Raw genomic sequence first — 16,799 nt, forward strand, 5'->3', positions numbered from 1 at the left:
TGCAACTTTGGTCAACTATGAAATAGAGAGCCCTAATGATAACTACAATATGAGCAAACAAACACAGTACCAAGCACGGCTACCCAATGCTGATGGAGTCATTGAGTATCCGCAAGCTGAACATGATATTTGGCAGCAGCTATTTGCACGTCAACAAGACAATTTGCCCCCTTTTGCCTGTCAGGAATACCTTGCTGGCTTAGAGAAGTTAAATTTGCCGAGTGATCGCATTCCACAATTGAGCGAAATCGACGCCGTGTTAGCGCAAAGCACAGGTTGGAGAACCGCTGGTGTGCCAGCATTGATTTCGTTTGAAAAGTTCTTTCAATTGCTGGCAGACAAAGCATTTCCGGTTGCGACATTTATTCGCAGCAAAGAGGAGTTTGATTACTTACGCGAGCCGGATATTTTTCATGAAATATTTGGCCACTGTCCGTTGCTAACGAATCCGTCATTCGCCCGTTTCTCACATGCCTATGGCAAACTGGGTTTAGCTGCGAGTAAACAAGAGCGGGTATATTTAGCGCGTTTGTATTGGTTTACCGTTGAATTTGGCCTGTTGCAGTCAAGTGAGGGGAAAAGGTCGATTTATGGCGGTGGCATTTTGAGTTCGCCCGGTGAAACCGAATATGCCATGAGCAGTACGCCCATAGTTAAGCCGTTCGATCTTATTGATGTATTACGCACCCCTTACCGAATCGATATAATGCAACCAATATACTATCATATTGAGTCAATTGACTTTTTAGATGAAATTGTTGCAATGGATATTATGTCAGCGGTGAAACAAGCGATGTCGCTTGGGTTATTACCACCGCTGTTTGAGCCTAAGTGCCAAGCTAACTAATTGATAAAAGGAAAAACAATGACCAAGTTAGCTGAAATGAAATGTGAGGCATGCCAAGCCGATGCACCCAAAGTTACCGATGCAGAGCTTGCAGAGTTAATCAGAATGATCCCCGACTGGGGTGTGGAAGTGCGCGATGGCATTATGCAACTTGAGCGCGTCTATAAGTTTAAGAACTTTAAATTGGCTATGGCATTTACCAATAAACTGGCTGATTTAGCGGAAGAAGAGTTTCATCATCCTGGCATTCTGACTGAGTGGGGCAAGGTCACGGTAACGTGGTGGTCGCACTCAATTAAAGGTCTTCACCGTAACGATTTCATTATGGCTGCGAAAACAGACCAGTTATTAGGTTAATAAAAAAGACATATTTATTAGTGCATTACCTACGGTGGTGCACTATTTTTTTACTCAAAACACCGTCTCTCTGTAAACAATGCTTGCCACAAGCGCCATTCCATTCTAACGTATCGTAATCTCTACACTGAGCAAAATTAACCTGTTAACGGTTTGATACACGTATCTATCAGTCAAGAGAAATCCCACTAGGGTAAAATTAAAATAATAGGGACAATGACACTATGCGCTTGGAAGTGAGCTGTTTAGATCGCGTCGGTTTGGCCAAAGATATCTTAATGATTATGGAAGGCTACGGCATTAATTTGCTAGCTATCGATGCGAGCAACCAAGGATTCTTATACTTACAATTTGCTGAAGTTAATTTTGATACTTTAAGTGAATTGCTGCCGCTGATTCGAAAAGTCGAAGGAGTACATGATGTGCGTACTGTTTCTTTTATGCCATCAGAGCAAGAGCACTACGCGTTAAAAACGTTGCTGAAAACGCTACCTGATTCGGTATTTTCAATTGACGTGAAAGGTCGAGTTCGCATCGTTAACGAATCAGCACTGATGACTGTCGGCATGGAAGAGCATGAAGTACTAGACGAGTCGATTAACCACTGGGTCCAAGGGTTCAACTTCGGACGCTGGCTGAGTGAAAGTGTGGTCTTAGCACAAGCGACACGTGTTAATATTGGCCCCAATGAATACTTGGCTGAGATGCTACCCATATACTTACCCGATGAAAACAACAGCACGATTCTAGCGGGGGCTGTGGTATCACTAAAATCACCTGCCAGGGTGGGTAAACAGTTTAATGCGCTACAAAACCAAACCACTGGTTTTGAGAATGTGCTCGCCGCCAGCGACAAAATGAAGGAAGTTTTAGTGCAAGCTCGGCGTATGGCGCAGCTCGATGCCCCTTTGCTGATCACCGGTGAAACCGGCACCGGAAAAGAGCTAATGGCTAGAGCTTGCCATGATGCCAGTATGCGCCGTGAACATCCGTTTATTGCCATCAATTGCGCGGCAATGCCAGATAGCGCAGCCGAGGAAGAACTGTTCGGTTTCGTGAGTAGTCAGGGCGAAGTGATTAAACGCGGTTTCTTTGCCGAGGCCAAAGGTGGCACGGTTTTTCTTGATGAAATCGCTGAGATGTCACGTTCGGCTCAGGTAAAGTTACTGCGTTTGCTGCAAGATGGCACCTACCGCCGCGTTGGTGGTGATGAAGAGGTACAAGCCGATGTGCGTATTATCTGTTCAACACAAAAGAATTTAGCTGAGCTGTGCCAAACCGGTGACTTTAGAGAAGATCTCTATTATCGGATCCACGTATTAAGTTTCCACATGCCGTCACTAAGAGATCGCAAAGTGGATGTCATTCCACTCACTGAAATGTTTTTAGAACATTACAGCCAACAATTGTCGATTCCCATTCGAAGAATTTCAGCACAGTGTCGTGAACATCTACTGGGCTATGCATGGCCGGGTAACGTGCGCCAACTTAAAAACGCTATTTTCAGGGCGGTCTCAATGTGGGATGGCTCGGCCGAACTGACTGTTGAGCAACTCAAGTTGCCATCCTATGCCGAGGGCTTTGGCTATTTTGATCACCAATTCGAAGGTAGTTTAGACCAAGCAATGAAACAGTTTGAAGCGAGTTTGCTACGCCGTTTGTATCCAGCGTATCCAAGTACGCGCCAGTTGGCTAAAAAGCTAGGGGTATCACATACCGCTATTGCTAATAAATTGCGCGAATACAAAATCAGCAAGCAAAAAGGGATGTAACAGCAAATTGCCACTTTGATGCTGGTAATTTGTCCAATGTTTAAGGGAAAAGCAGCGAATTAGCTGCTTTTTTTTGACTGTAAACTAATTTGTACAAAAAGCAGGTTCTAGGGTGAGAGTGTGATTAATATCACGCTATTCCTATCTGGATTGGCTTGATGTATTTCTATAATAACAGCAGTTCCGCACAGGCAGCGCTTTGCCGTAGCAAAGCAAATATGACAACATGATCCTGTGCTCATCAGTTTTTAGGAGTGGGTATGAAGTTAGCAACTTATGATAACGGTCGTCGCGATGGCCAGTTGATGTTGGTTAGTCGTGATTTAAAAAAGGCCGTAGCCGTGCCAGCCATTGCGCATACTATGCAGCAACTGCTAGACGCTTGGTCACTACTTCAACCGCAACTACAAGAGCTGTATGAAGCGCTAAACGACGGTCAGATGGACAACAGTGTCGATTTTGACGAGAGTAAGTGTTTATCGCCGCTACCACGTGCATACCAATGGGCCGACGGTAGTGCCTATGTCAATCACGTAGAATTAGTGCGTAAAGCACGTGGCGCTGAAATGCCAGAAACATTTTGGACCGATCCGCTGGTATATCAAGGTGGCTCTGACTGCTTTATCGCGCCTAAAGCTGACATTGAATTAGCGAGTGAAGATTGGGGTATTGATTTCGAATCAGAAGTGGCGGTGATCACCGACGATGTGCCAATGGGCGTGAGTAGTGATAACGCCGCACAGCACATCAAGTTATTGATGCTTGTGAACGATGTATCGCTACGTAACCTCATTCCTGGTGAGTTAGCCAAAGGCTTTGGCTTTTTCCAATCGAAACCATCTAGCAGTTTCTCGCCAATCGCTGTCACGCCAGATGAGCTTGGTGATAAGTGGCAAGAAACTAAAGTGCATCTGCCATTAGTGACACATTTAAATGGTGAGCTCTTTGGTAAGCCAAACGCTGGCATCGATATGACATTTAACTTTGGCGAGCTGATCACTCACTTTACTAAAACCCGTCCATTGGGTGCTGGCGCCATTATAGGCTCAGGTACCATTTCCAACTATGATCGCAGTGCTGGTTCAAGCTGCCTAGCTGAGACCCGCATGTTAGAAACCATTGCAGACGGCAAGCCAGCGACATCGTTTATGCGATTTGGCGACCGTGTACGCATTGAAATGTTTGATGACAATGGTGCAACTATTTTCGGTGCGATTGACCAGCAAGTTGTGCAGTACAAAGGCTAAGTTTGCTTGAGTTACATTGACGGGGCGACAGTTGTTGCCCCGTTTTGCTATCTATTAGGCTGCAACGCGACCACAACTTTGGTGGCTGCAGGAGGGAGAGTGAATATGAAGTTATACGGCTATTGGCGCTCGAGTGCTGCTTACCGGGTGCGCATTGCACTCAATTTAAAGCAGTTAGAGGCTGAACTGATTTCAGTGCATTTAGTTAAAGACGGTGGTCAGCAGCATGCCGCTGATTACGCTAAGCTCAACCCGCAAGAGTTAGTGCCAACGTTGGTAACAGATGATGCTAGTGGCGATGAGTTCGTACTAACCCAATCGATGGCGATTATTGACTATTTAGATGAACGCTACCCACAGTCAAGCTTATTGCCAGACAACCTAGAATTAAAAGCGCAAGTGAGGGCGATGGCATATACGATTGCCTGTGATGTGCACCCGCTGAATAATCTAAAAGTGCTGCAGTATTTGGCCAACACACTTAATGTAGCCGATGATCCAAAGTCACAGTGGTATCATCACTGGATACATCAAGGTTTCACTGCGATTGAGCGCCAATTACAACAACATGCTGGTCAATACTGTTTTGGCGATGTTGTTACGCTGGCTGATGTGGTGCTGGTGCCGCAAATATACAACGCCAAACGTTTTAACGTTGACCTGTCATCTTATCCACTAATTGAGCAAGTATGGCAGCATTGCAATCAGCTTGAAGCCTTTAAATTGGCATTACCAGAAAACCAAGCGGACGCGGTGATAAGCTAATTTAGCGCTTATCGTTGCTGTTAGCGGTTATGCATTAAGAATTCTACAAACGCCTTGTCGGCTTGGCCGAGCGGGCGTTTTTTATGCCATGCAATATGCAGATCTAAATTGACTGCGGGGGCGAAAGGCTTAGCCAATATGGGATCATTTTTCTCAATGACCATCTCCAGCACACTGGTAATGGCATAGCCTTGTGAAACCACTTGCTTGATCAAGTTAATTAAGTTGGTTTCAAACGCGATATTGACTTCAATGCCTAAACGTTGAGCATGTTTAAGCATCCATTCACGATGAAAGTACCCGGGTTTAAACATCACCAGTTCATGTTCAAAAAACGCTTGCAATGGAATGGCTTTAAGGTGAGCGAGTGGATGGTCTTCAGCCATGGCAACCACCATTTGTGCCGTTAATAAACATTGGCTATCTAGCTCTTCAGTCAGATCTTGCTCGGTAATAATGGCAATGTCGACCTCTTCGTTTTGCAACATTCTTAAGGTGTCACGGGTGCCACCTTCAAACAGAGATAGCTTTAAAGCGGGGTATTGATGGCGAAAAGCCATGAGTCGCCGGGGCAAGTAGTAGGAGCCCAGCATACCCGGTACGGCAACCCTGACTTCCCCTCGGCTTAAGTTGGCAAGCTCATGCAGATGCCTCTTAGCTTGCTCTACCTGTTTTAGAATGACTTTCGCATGCTCATTGAGCGCTACACCTTCAGATGTTAATGCTAAGCGGCTGCCTTTTTGACCACGATGATGGGCATTGCGGTTAATCAGCATTACGCCCAGCTCATCTTCTAAGCGTTTAATGCTTTGACTGATGGCCGGTTGAGCGATACTTAACTCATTAGCGGCTTGAGTAAAGCTGCCTGAGTTAGCCAGTGTATGCAAATGTTTAAGTTGTTTAATGTCCATAATTAAAAATTATAGTGTTGATAATTTCTATGTATTTTTATTATGTTATCGTCAGTGATAGCCTGAGTCTAGAATTTACACCTATTTATACCGACCATGCTCACAAACCCGATGCAAGCCAAACGTCTTATCAGCGCACTTTCCATTGCCTCAGTGGTGATTTATATCAACCTGTATATTGTGCAGGGCATGCTGCCTTTAGTTTCAAAGCAATTTGAGGTAGCACCGGCTCACGCCACTTTACTGTTATCTGTCACCAGTTTTTCCATGGCTATCTCATTACTATTTTATGCGCTGCTATCAGACAAAATTGGCCGCAGAACGCCGATAGTGATTAGCCTATATCTGTTGGTACTCGTTGATTTTTTACTGATTTGGGTGGCAAGTTTTGAGCAACTTATGGCAATGCGGTTACTGCAAGGTATCTTGCTGGCGTCAGTTCCTGCCATTGCCATGGCCTATTTTAAAGACATGCTGTCCCCAGTGCAGTTACTGCAAGCTGGTGCCGTTTATATTGCCGCTAACAGTGTGGGCGGCATCGTGGGTCGGCTGATAGGGGGCATGATGACGGCCTTGTTTGATTGGCAACAAGCCATGTTACTGCTTACAGGATTGTCGATGATAGGTGTTATGATCGCCATGAGGCTATTGCCAGCTAATGACACTAGTAAGCCTGCACAACCTGCAGGTAAAGCGATCACCGCTAGCGACCTGCGCGGCTTTAAACTGCATCTGCAAGATAAAAAAATGCCGTTAATCTACTTGTTAGGTGGCGCAGCGTTTATGGTGATGGTCAATCAATATAGCTATATACAATTGCATTTAATGCAAGAGCCTTTCGCTTGGGGAAGCTTCACGGTTACCTTGATATTTCTATGCTATTTTGCCGGAACTTACGCCTCATCGCGTAGCGGAAAGTGGGTTAAGCGTTATGGCCGCGAACCGTTGTTGATGTTGGCGAGTGTGTTAATGGTTGTCGGTACACTCATTACGCTGATTGATACCGTTAGCGCCATTGTGATGGGTTTCGCGATAATGAGTTTTGGCTTTTTCACCCTGCATAGTACTTGTAACACTTGGGTTGCAGAGCGGGCCAGTGCTCATAGAGCCAAAGCCACAGCGTTATACTTGTGTAGTTACTATTTGGGCGCGGCGTTGGGTGGTCCCTACTTGTTACCGTTTTGGCAGCAAGCCAATTGGCAGGGGTTAGTCGTAGCTAGTCTAGTGATTTTGCTACTGCAGCAGATACTGGTCATAATACTTAGCAAACAAAAAATACTGGCTTTTTACCGCTATGCGCGTTTGCATCGTGGCGCGACCTAAATTTGGCTCACCGGTGTTAAGCTATGTAACTAAATAGGTCATGTTAATAGCGCACAACTAGAGCGTCACAACAATAATGCTACTGCGCGTTTGCGCTGATAAAGGATGGATAAGCCTGATGGATATAGGTCAACAACTCAGACAAGCCATAGGGATTGAAAAACCTATTATTCAAGCGCTAATGGCTGGTGTGCAGGATTGGCGCTTAGCCGTTGCGGTGTCTCAAGCTGGTGGGTTAGGTTCCATTCCCTGTGGCATGCTGACTCACGAGCAAGTACTCACAGAAATAAATCAGTTTCGCCAGCACAGTAACAAACCCTATAACCTCAATTTTTTCTGTCATCAAATGCCGACTGTAGACACCGTAATGTTGCAACATTGGCAGGCCAAACTTGCGCGCTTTTATCAGCACTATCAACTGCAAGCTAGTGATGAAATAAGCGGTTTACGGGTGCCATTTGATCAAGCAATGGCCGATATGCTTGAACCGATAAAGCCACCTGTTGTGAGTTTTCACTTTGGGCTACCGCATCCGGACTTAGTGGCACAGATAAAAACTTGGGGCACAACGATTTTATCTTCTGCAACGACAGTTGAAGAGGCTATCTGGCTGCAAAAAAACGGCGCGGATATTATCATTGCCCAAGGTTGCGAGGCAGGCGGGCATCGTGCGATGTTTTTAACCGAAGACCCCAGCACCCAGCAACCGACGCAAACATTACTGGTCGAGATAATAGACGCGGTGTCTGTTCCAGTGATTGCCGCTGGTGGTTTAGCGACTGCTGCTGATATAAAGCGCATGCTCGCTAACGGCGCAGCAGGCGTGCAGCTAGGCACAGCATATCTGTTGTGTGACGAAGCTAATACATCGGCTTTACACCGACAAGCCATACAGAACCCACACCACACCACCGCGCTGACTAATATTTTTTCCGGTCGGTTAGCTCGAGGAATTTGTAATAAAGCCATGCACGAGCTAGGCAATATAAATGCAAGCGCCCCAACGTTTCCATATGCATCGATCGCCATGGCACCCTTAAGATCTAAAGCGGAATCCCTTGGGCTGAACCATTTTTCACCATTATGGGCGGGTAGCAATACCGCAGGTTGTAGACAGGTGAGTGCAAGTGAGTTAACCCAATTGCTATGGAATGGATAGCTAAGTGGTTGTATAGGCCTATTGTTAGCAGTTATGCAGCTAAATCGCCAACAGAGTCGAGATGAATTACCTTAGTTAACTTTCCGAGGGCTATACCTGTTAATTGTTGGCGACAAAGTGCTTCCGGTTAATAGCGTATTTTTGCATTTTGTCGTACAGGGTTTTTCTTGGCAGTTCGAGCTGCGCCATGGTGAGCTTGATACTGCCTTTGTGCAAGCTCAGTGATTCTTCAATAAGCATTTTTTCGAAAAACTCGACCCGCTGCTGCAGTGACATACCGCTGCTAATTTGTGGTTGCTGCGCCAGTGATGTGGCAAAAGCCGCGTCAGCACCAAGTAGCACGTAGCGTTCGGCAAAATTACGTAGCTCGCGCACATTGCCTGGCCAGTCATGGGAAGTCAGAATCGCCATCTGTTCTGGTGAGAGAGCGATATGCGCTTTGTGGTAACGAGTTGAAGCAATACGGGCAAAATGCAGAAATAACAACGGGATATCTTCTCGTCGATCACGCAGCGCAGGAATCGGCACAGTGACTAAGTTGAGCCGGTAGAGTAAATCTTGGCGAAACTCACCGCACTCACACAGTTCGCTTAAGTCTACTTTGGTGGCAGCAATTACCCGTATGTCTAACTGGATGGACTTATTAGAGCCTAAACGCTCGATACAGCGGTCTTCAAGCACCCTAAGTAACTTAACTTGCAGCGACAATGGCGTGCTTTCAATCTCATCTAAAAACAGCGTGCCGCCGTTGGCATATTCAAATTTACCTACGCGGGTTTTGTCTGCACCGGTAAATGCGCCTGACTCGGCGCCAAACAGCTCGCTTTCGATTATTGTTTCGGGAATGGCACCGCAGTTAATGGCAACAAAATTAGCCTGATGCCTAATGCTGTGATCATGCAAATAGCGCGCGACCAACTCTTTACCCGTACCCGTTTCGCCATCAATGAGTACATCAGCGGGCAAGTCGATCACTTGGTCGATAATATGCCGCATTTGGTTGATACCCGGGCTGTGGCCTAAAATACGAGGTCCAGGGCGGCTGTGGCTTTCAAGCTCTTTCTTAAGGCTACGGTTTTCAAGGGTTAGGCAACGTTTATCAAGAGCGCGTTTTACGACATCGAGGATATGTTCGTTGTTAAATGGCTTTTCTAAAAAGTCATAGGCACCTTTTTTAAGCGCATCAACCGCCATGGCGATATCGCCATAACCGGTCAGTAATATGACGGGTAGATCGGCGTCTCGTTGCAACAGTTGATTGAGTAAACTCACGCCATCCATCTGTGGCATATTAACGTCGGTTATAACAATGCCGGGCCAATTTCGCGGTAGGGCATCGAGTAGCAATTGGCCATGGCTGATAGTGGCAGCTTGGTAGGACTCTAGCTCAAACAGTTGCACTAAAGCCGCACCAATCAGTGGCTCATCATCAACCACAATAATATTAAGCGCATCGATATTTGCTAAACTCATTGGCTATCTCCGTTGTCTGCAACTGGGGGATTGGCTGCAGTTGCAGGCATATCATAAGCGGGCAGCGTAATAGTGAATATCGCCCCATGAGTCGGGGCATTCTGGACACTGATCTTACCATTCATGGCTTCAATGATGCGCTGTGAAATCGACAAACCTAAGCCTAAACCATGACTTGATCTGGTGTAGTAGGGATCAAAAATTCGCTCGATTTTGTTTTCTTGGATCCCGGTGCCTGAATCAGAAATGATCACTCGCAGTGGTTGGTCGCTTTGGGTGGCAATGTGCAAGCGTTTACTTGGGCTGTGGTTCATTGCGGAAATCGCGTTGCTCATAAGGTTGACCAACACTTGCTGCAAACGAATGCTATCGCCCCAAATCTCCAATTTGTCATGACTTAAACTCAGTTGTAGAGCGACGCCTTGCTTATCGATTTCTGGCTGGACGATGGTCAGGGAATCTTTAATGCATTGGTGTAAATCAATGGCACTGTCTTGGCCATGACTTTTACGGGTGAAGCTCTTAAATTGCGCCACTATGGCAGCGAGGCGGTCGGTCAGGGTGATGATGGTATCAACATTGGTTGACACCATATCCAAACGGCCACGTTCGACCATGGTTTTGGTGTTTTGCGCGTAGCTTCTAATCGCGGCTAATGGCTGATTAATTTCGTGGTTAATACTGGCTGATAAGCTACCAATTACGGTGAGTTTTGCCGCTTGAATCAGCTCATCTTGGGTGTCTTTAAGTTTGGCATTACTGGTTTCAAGTGCTTGGGTGCGACGTTTGACGCGTTGCTCTAGTTGCTGCTTTGCTTGTTGCATCTGATTGATATTTTTGCGCCGTTCAAGACTAAACAATAACGCTAAAGCCGCCGCCACATATAAGGCAGCATATAACAGTAAAATAGCCGGCAAGCGTTGATAAACTGGCTTTACAGGTGACAGCAAATGCAAGCGCCAGCTGGCTTTATTCATGATGGATTTAATTTCTAAGTAGCGCGCATCGGGGTGATCAGCTTGGTTGATACTAAACAGCCGATACTTCACCCCGCTTTGATGGTAGCTTGGGTCAATTTTTAACTCGGTGATCACTCGGTTTGCATAGCGTTTACTGTTATTAATATTAATTTGTGTTTGCTGATCTAGCGGTAAAAATGACTGCAAGCGCCACTCTCTTTGACTAGACAAAAAGATGATGTTGTCGAGATCTGAAATGGCAAATTCGTAGCCGCTGCCGCGGGCAATACGGGTACTTTGAGTTTCGATATCACTGATGTCGACTTTAACCACAATGACACCAATCACTTGTTTGTCGGGTGCTGCTGCCCCGGCGCCGAGCTTAGCACTGGGATAGATAGGGTAAGAGAAGTAAAAACCGCGCTTGTTGGAGGTTACCCCCACGGCAAAATAGCGGCCCAAGTTACCAGCGATGGCGTCACTAAAATAGGGCCTAAAACCAAAGTCTTTGCCGACAAACGAGTAACTGGTTTGCCAATTACTGGCGGCCACAGCAACGCCGCTGCGATTAATTAAATAGATATCCAGCGCTTCGGTAATGTTTTGTACCTCTTCGAGGTAGGCATTTACATCAGTTAAGGCTTGGTTATCGTCTTGATGGGCTAATGCTTCGCTTAACAGCGGGTTTGTTGATAGCACATGTGGAATACTTTCATAGCGTGATAAGGCGCCATCAATAAAGCTTTGCAGCTCTTTCATCTGGGTTTGGGTTTGTGCTTTAGTTTCTAGCAGTCCTTGGTCTAGGTGAAACTAATAGGCAACCTTCAAGGTTAGGGCTAATCCTAGGGCGAAGACTAAAATCACCCTAATATGTTGCTTATTCTTTTTTGACAATGGCATATCTACACATCCAAGTGAACACACATTGAGCCTAAGGCGCATCGCTTTGCTGCCGCACCTTTAGGCTCGCTTAAATGTTGCGCTTAATCAAGCACTTTAATAACCATTGATGGAATCAATATACTCAGGCAAAAATAGCGATATTTGCGGTATATAAGTAATTAAGCCTAAGAACAGTAACAATAATGCTAACCACGGTAGGCATGATTGTATCACCCACCCCATACTCTTACCTGTGATGCCTGCGGTAACAAACAGATTCAGACCAACGGGCGGCGTTAACATACCAATCTCCATATTGACCACCATGATGATGCCAAGATGAATAGGGTCAATCCCGAGTTGGGTGGCAATGGGAAATAAAATGGGGGCCATGATCAGCAAAATGGCTGATGGTTCCATAAAATTACCGGCTGCCAATAACAACAAGTTGACGATGATGAGAAAGCCCCATACTGGCAGGCCCATTCCAACAATTGCCTCAGCAATGATGTGCGGGATACGCTCAGTGGTTAACACATGGGCAAACAACATGGCGTTGGCGATAATAAATAGCAGCATAATGCTGACTTTGGCGCCGTCTCTGACCACGTGCCTCACTTCTTTATCCAGTGGCGTTTTAAGCAAGCCGCTCACCATGGCAATGAGGTTGCGCACTACTGCTTTAAAGATGGGCTCACGCGTTTGTCGCCATGCTACAGATTTAAGTGGACCAATATCGCGATAGCCAAATACCGCAATAAAATAAGCGTAAACACACGCTACTGCAGCCGCTTCGGTAGGGCTTGCGACACCGCCATATATCGACCCGAGCACGATAAAGATAAGCGCTAGCCCTCCCATCGCTTTAGCACTGGAAATTGCCAGTACTTTTACCCCAGGAAAGGGGCGAGAAGGTAGCTTTTTAATGCGCGCAACGACATAGATTGCCAACATGAGTAGCAGCCCCATCATGAGACCCGGGATGAGACCAGCCATAAACATGCGTGCAGCGGAGACTTCAGTCGCGGCGGCATATACCAACATCACAATTGACGGAGGGATCAATATCCCTAAGGTACCAGAAGTGGTGATAACCCCAGCGGCAAATTTTTCTGGGTAGCCCGCTTGTACCATACCAATAATCACGATAGAACCAATGGCAGCGACGGTGGCGGGCGAAGAGCCAGATACCGCTGCAAACAACATACAGGCCATAACTGATGCCATGGCTAACCCGCCACGAATATGGCCGACACTGTCCATGGCAAAATTAATGATACGTCTGGCAACACCGCCGGTAGACAGAAATGCTGACGACAGAATGAAAAAGGGGATAGCCAGTAAGGTGTAATGTTCCGAGGCTGACTCGTACAGTTTCAGTGCAATCGATGCGAGTGAGTCATCTGAAAACAGCATGATAGTTAGCATGCTTGAAAACCCAAGTGCTATGGCAATTGGCATACCTATCAACATACAGACAAACAGCGCGATGAACAGGGTTGCAATAGTCATTATTGTTTCTCCTTGGTGTGCTCTTTGACGAGTTCATCAGCTAACTGCATGCTTTCTTTTGCTTCGTCGGCAAGGTGAAATCCGATCGCTTTGTTTTGTACAATAGCGATAAACAGCTCAATAAAGCGCCAGCTCAATAGCCCAAATCCAATCAGTAAAATACTTTGCGATAGCCATAGAGGCACCGCGGGCTCTTCAACATCAATGCGAAAAATCTCCCAAGCCTGATCCGGGTCCAACTGGCTCACTAAAAAATGTGGAAAATCGATATCTTCCATTGGCACGCCAATTTCGTACATTTTGGCGAGGTAGTCCCAACTACCTTTTAGAAACATGGCGCAATAGACTAAGCAGATTGTGGTTGCCAATAGGGCAACGTACTTTCGTGGTCCCTTGGCTAGCTTAGAAACAAAGGCATCAACACCAATATGCGCGCCCACTTTGACGCCATAGGACATACCAAAGAGCACAAACCAGCCACTGAAGGTCAAGGTCAGCTCTTGGATCCATAAAAATCCGGTGTTAAAGAAAAACCGTGCAATGACTTCAGCAAAAACCAAAACCGTCATTGTGGTAATGAGTAGATTGAGAAAACCTTCCTCAAAATGTGCAAACCAGCGAGCAAACATCGCACTCTCCTTTCATTTGAGTAGCCACTGATAGCAACAGCAGTGGCTATATCAGGCTTATTGACGGTTAGAGGCTTCGGCTGCTTTGATCATGTCTTTGCCGATTTTGGCTTCAAACTTAGACCACACAGGTTTCATCGCTGCAACCCATTGCTGGCGTTGCTCGGCGGTCAATGCCACCAACTTAGAACGCTTAGAGTCTAAAATGGCTTGTCTATCTTTGTTGACCTTAGCGGCGGCAATGTCATTACCGTAGGCAATCGCTTCGTCTAACGAGGCTTTAATCACATCGCGTTTGTCACTAGGGAGTGCTTGCCAGAAACTGTTTGAGGTAACGACCATATAATCAAGCAGGCCGTGGTTACTTTCGGTTATATGACTTTGTACTTCATAAAACTTTTTCGAATAGATGTTTGACCAGGTATTTTCTTGGCCATCAATCGCACGCGTTTGCAGTAAAGTGAAAACTTCAGAGAAAGGCTTTTTAACCGGAATGGCATCGACCGCTTGAAATTGCGCAGCAAGGACATCAGAGGCCATAATGCGGAATTTTTTGCCTTGGGCATCTTCTGGCAGAACAAGCGGCGTGCTGGCAGAGAACTGCTTCATGCCATTATGCAGATAGCCAAGACCCAAAATACCTTTACGTTTCATTGAGCGTAGTAGCTTCTGGCCGCTTTCACTTTGCTGAAAACGGTTAACTGCGTCCATATCTTCAAATAGGAAGGGCAGATCAAACAGTTGCAGCTTCTTGGTGTAACGTTCAAATTTTGAAAGTGATGGCGCCACAAATTGTACGTCATCAAGCAATAAGGCTGACAGCTCATTGTTATCACCAAATAGCTGCGAGTTTGGGTAGACACTGACGACATACTCACCCGGTAGACGCTCCTCAACCAGTGACTTAAATTTAAGTGCCATTTGACCTTTTGGCGTGTTTTCTGCCACAACATGAGAGAACTTTAGTTCAACGGGTGCCGCTAAGGCTTGTAAACTGGCAGACATCAGCAATGTTGCCGCCGCAATTTGAGCTAAGGGTTTGAGCAGTGAGGTACTGGTTATTAGTGACATAGTGATTCCCTTTGGTTATATATTTTGTTTAGGTCCCCTAACTGCGGCCAATACATTTGCAGCTTATCGTTAAGGGTGACTACCTAAAGGGAATAGCAATTCGCGAGCCAAGGCTGTTGCTTTTTTGTTAATTTATTTGATAACAGAGTGTTACGGGTTGGTTGCTTGTTTTGGTGTTTGTTTATTGGGGCTAAATCGGTGGGATTTCATCCATTGAATGATGGCAAATGAGTGGAAAACCACCCATTTGCCTACGCAGTTAACGGCTCGCTTGTTGCCAAAGGTTGGCGCGATAATGACCATGATAGAAGAGTGCGGCCGCAAGTGCGGATATGACGGCGCCAAATAGTAACGCAGCACGCACATCAAACATGGAAAATAGCCCACCCAAGAGTGCAGCAACTAAATTACCTAAGCAAAAAATCGTTACCAAAATACCCATTAGTTGACCTTGAGGGCGTTGCTCATACGCTGTTGAAAGGTATGAGGGCAGAAAACCATTGTAGATGGCGACACCCACTCCCATTAGCGCAAACGTGGCCATAAACAGTATCGAGTGGGTAAAGGCAAACAAACTCAATGCAGTGGCAAACAGCAACATACCAATAAGCCCGGCTTGAGCATGGTTAAATCGACGCTGAATTTTAGGGTTAAGCAAGATGCTGGCCGCAATCATGCAAGATGTCAGTAGCACCGTAACCCAGCTTATATCCACCGAGGTATATTGATATTGGCGAACTAGGTGAAGCGGATAGTATTCGTAATATAGATTCACGCCTGTGGTTAGCATTAAATACAGTAAACAAAAGCGGCGAATTGCTGCATCCTTAAGTAACGCCAAACTAGACTGTTTTTCTGCATTTTCAGCTGCAATATCTAAGCTGTTTGGAAGACTAATATGGCTTAGTAATGCACAAAATAAACAGGCGGCTGCCGCAATCCAAAATACGGCATCAATGCCAAGTAAAACCAGATAACCGCCAGCAAGCGGACCAATTAAATAGCCGCCATAGCCCATGGCACTAATGAGTGAAAAGCTGCGTGTTTTATCAATAGTCGGGTGAAGATCAGCGGCAATAGCACGGGCAATAGAGATGTTTCCCTCACATAAACCGGTAAAAAATCGTGCCAAACAAAACAGTAAAAACTGTTCAGATAATGCAGCCACTGCGGTTAAGCCATAACCTACGGCGCTGCCAAGTAGCGTCAGTGTCAGTAGGCGCTTACGACCAAATGAGTCAGACAGTGAGCCTATCAAGCTACTGCCAATGATGATGCCAAGTGGATAGATACCTAGCACTAGCCCAAGCAGTAGTTCAGGTGGCAAGCCCATAAACTGCGTGAGTTTAGAATTAGCTTCAGCAAACAGTGGCGCTAATACGGGGTAGGGTAGCGCGATACCCGCCACGCTGATTAAGGTAACGAGTAACGTCACAGCCAGTATTTTTTGGGCTTTTACAGTCGCTATATTGCTTGAAGTGAGCTCTGTCATGGCTGTTGAGTATTTGAATGAGTTGTTCAAACTATAAGAGCAACGCCTAATTAAGTAAATAAAAAACTTTACTTAACTGAGAAATGAAAATAAATCTACATTTAAAACAGTAACATAATATGAATATTATATTTGAGGGTATTGATAGGCTAGCTGTGTAAACCGTCATTTTGGTACAGAATGACTGATGCTGACAAGGTACTTCATCTCGACAAAGGGGAGTATAGATAACGGCGAATCATTCAACGACAGTTTGTCGCTCAGCAAAAAACTAAGAGATTGACTTTATGACTGACTAAATGGGAGTGTAAAGAAAATGGTGGTCGATACTGGGCTCGAACCAGTGACCCCCTCCTTGTAAGGGAGGTGCTCTCCCAGCTGAGCTAATCGACCTGGGATA

Annotated in this window: 13 protein-coding genes, 1 tRNA gene and 1 pseudogene; 7 read left to right on the forward strand and 8 right to left on the reverse strand. The window is 45.8% G+C overall.

The window, feature by feature from the left end; all coding sequences use genetic code 11:
* Positions 1-49: 49 nt before the first annotated feature.
* The 5 genes from phhA to maiA all read left to right on the forward strand — a co-directional run bounded on the left by phhA (position 50) and on the right by maiA (position 4,988).
* Entirely contained in the window at positions 50-847 is a 798-nt protein-coding gene (gene phhA, locus L865_RS0102685) for a phenylalanine 4-monooxygenase (RefSeq protein ID WP_028771817.1), read from the forward strand.
* 18 nt (positions 848-865) lie between these two features.
* Positions 866-1,204 (forward strand): 4a-hydroxytetrahydrobiopterin dehydratase, encoded by a 339-nt coding sequence (locus L865_RS0102690; protein ID WP_028771818.1) that lies wholly within the window; start codon positions 866-868, stop codon positions 1,202-1,204.
* Positions 1,205-1,428: 224 nt separating this feature from the next.
* Positions 1,429-2,976 carry a transcriptional regulator TyrR gene (gene tyrR / locus L865_RS0102695; RefSeq protein WP_028771819.1) on the forward strand — a complete coding sequence of 516 codons (1,548 nt, stop codon included), beginning with the start codon at positions 1,429-1,431 and terminating at the stop codon, positions 2,974-2,976.
* A 260-nt stretch (positions 2,977-3,236) separates the two neighbouring features.
* A complete protein-coding gene (locus tag L865_RS0102700; RefSeq protein WP_028771820.1) occupies positions 3,237-4,223 on the forward strand; it encodes a fumarylacetoacetate hydrolase family protein in 987 nt (328 codons plus the stop codon).
* 105 nt (positions 4,224-4,328) lie between these two features.
* A complete protein-coding gene (gene maiA / locus L865_RS0102705; RefSeq protein ID WP_028771821.1) occupies positions 4,329-4,988 on the forward strand; it encodes a maleylacetoacetate isomerase in 660 nt (219 codons plus the stop codon).
* A gap of 20 nt (positions 4,989-5,008) precedes the next feature.
* On the opposite strand, the gene L865_RS0102710 is transcribed toward maiA, so the two are convergent.
* A complete protein-coding gene (locus L865_RS0102710; protein WP_028771822.1) occupies positions 5,009-5,899 on the reverse strand; it encodes a LysR family transcriptional regulator in 891 nt (296 codons plus the stop codon).
* 96 nt (positions 5,900-5,995) lie between these two features.
* Here L865_RS0102710 and L865_RS22960 point away from each other — a divergent pair, with 96 nt between their 5' ends.
* Both L865_RS22960 and L865_RS0102720 read left to right on the forward strand, forming a co-directional pair.
* Positions 5,996-7,222 (forward strand): MFS transporter, encoded by a 1,227-nt coding sequence (locus L865_RS22960; RefSeq protein ID WP_051484409.1) that lies wholly within the window; start codon positions 5,996-5,998, stop codon positions 7,220-7,222.
* Positions 7,223-7,340: 118 nt separating this feature from the next.
* Positions 7,341-8,381: an NAD(P)H-dependent flavin oxidoreductase gene (locus tag L865_RS0102720; RefSeq protein WP_028771823.1), complete on the forward strand. Its 1,041-nt coding sequence runs from the start codon at positions 7,341-7,343 to the stop codon at positions 8,379-8,381.
* A gap of 99 nt (positions 8,382-8,480) precedes the next feature.
* Here the strand turns inward: L865_RS0102720 and L865_RS0102725 are convergent, their stop codons facing one another.
* From L865_RS0102725 to L865_RS0102755, 7 genes and pseudogenes are all read right to left on the reverse strand, one after another.
* Entirely contained in the window at positions 8,481-9,854 is a 1,374-nt protein-coding gene (locus tag L865_RS0102725) for a sigma-54-dependent transcriptional regulator (protein ID WP_028771824.1), read from the reverse strand.
* Positions 9,851-11,713, reverse strand: a pseudogene (locus tag L865_RS22965) (sensor histidine kinase). Before L865_RS22965 ends, L865_RS0102725 begins: the two are co-directional and overlap by 4 nt.
* 96 nt (positions 11,714-11,809) lie before the next feature.
* Positions 11,810-13,207: a TRAP transporter large permease gene (locus L865_RS0102735; protein ID WP_028771825.1), complete on the reverse strand. Its 1,398-nt coding sequence runs from the start codon at positions 13,205-13,207 to the stop codon at positions 11,810-11,812.
* The gene (locus L865_RS0102740) at positions 13,207-13,836 is read right to left on the reverse strand and encodes a TRAP transporter small permease (protein WP_028771826.1); all 630 of its coding nucleotides are present in this window, start codon (positions 13,834-13,836) and stop codon (positions 13,207-13,209) included. The genes L865_RS0102735 and L865_RS0102740 overlap by 1 nt, the downstream gene beginning before the upstream one ends.
* Positions 13,837-13,893: 57 nt before the next feature.
* The gene (locus L865_RS0102745; protein WP_028771827.1) at positions 13,894-14,907 is read right to left on the reverse strand and encodes a TRAP transporter substrate-binding protein; all 1,014 of its coding nucleotides are present in this window, start codon (positions 14,905-14,907) and stop codon (positions 13,894-13,896) included.
* 259 nt (positions 14,908-15,166) lie between these two features.
* Positions 15,167-16,429 carry an MFS transporter gene (locus L865_RS22970; RefSeq protein ID WP_245608377.1) on the reverse strand — a complete coding sequence of 421 codons (1,263 nt, stop codon included), beginning with the start codon at positions 16,427-16,429 and terminating at the stop codon, positions 15,167-15,169.
* 287 nt (positions 16,430-16,716) lie between these two features.
* Positions 16,717-16,792, reverse strand: a tRNA-Val gene (locus tag L865_RS0102755).
* Positions 16,793-16,799 lie beyond the last annotated feature (7 nt).

Source organism: Shewanella waksmanii ATCC BAA-643, from assembly GCF_000518805.1.
GTDB lineage: Bacteria > Pseudomonadota > Gammaproteobacteria > Enterobacterales > Shewanellaceae > Shewanella > Shewanella waksmanii.

Coding starts and splice junctions, on each gene's coding strand:
- L865_RS0102700 (WP_028771820.1), top strand. CDS start 3,237: ATGAAGTTAGCAACTTATGATAACGGTCGTCGCGATGGCCAGTTGATG.
- L865_RS0102735 (WP_028771825.1), bottom strand. CDS start 13,207: ATGACTATTGCAACCCTGTTCATCGCGCTGTTTGTCTGTATGTTGATA.
- maiA (WP_028771821.1), top strand. CDS start 4,329: ATGAAGTTATACGGCTATTGGCGCTCGAGTGCTGCTTACCGGGTGCGC.
- L865_RS0102720 (WP_028771823.1), top strand. CDS start 7,341: ATGGATATAGGTCAACAACTCAGACAAGCCATAGGGATTGAAAAACCT.
- L865_RS22960 (WP_051484409.1), top strand. CDS start 5,996: ATGCTCACAAACCCGATGCAAGCCAAACGTCTTATCAGCGCACTTTCC.
- L865_RS0102740 (WP_028771826.1), bottom strand. CDS start 13,836: ATGTTTGCTCGCTGGTTTGCACATTTTGAGGAAGGTTTTCTCAATCTA.
- tyrR (WP_028771819.1), top strand. CDS start 1,429: ATGCGCTTGGAAGTGAGCTGTTTAGATCGCGTCGGTTTGGCCAAAGAT.
- L865_RS0102690 (WP_028771818.1), top strand. CDS start 866: ATGACCAAGTTAGCTGAAATGAAATGTGAGGCATGCCAAGCCGATGCA.
- phhA (WP_028771817.1), top strand. CDS start 50: ATGAGCAAACAAACACAGTACCAAGCACGGCTACCCAATGCTGATGGA.
- L865_RS0102725 (WP_028771824.1), bottom strand. CDS start 9,854: ATGAGTTTAGCAAATATCGATGCGCTTAATATTATTGTGGTTGATGAT.
- L865_RS0102745 (WP_028771827.1), bottom strand. CDS start 14,907: ATGTCACTAATAACCAGTACCTCACTGCTCAAACCCTTAGCTCAAATT.
- L865_RS0102710 (WP_028771822.1), bottom strand. CDS start 5,899: ATGGACATTAAACAACTTAAACATTTGCATACACTGGCTAACTCAGGC.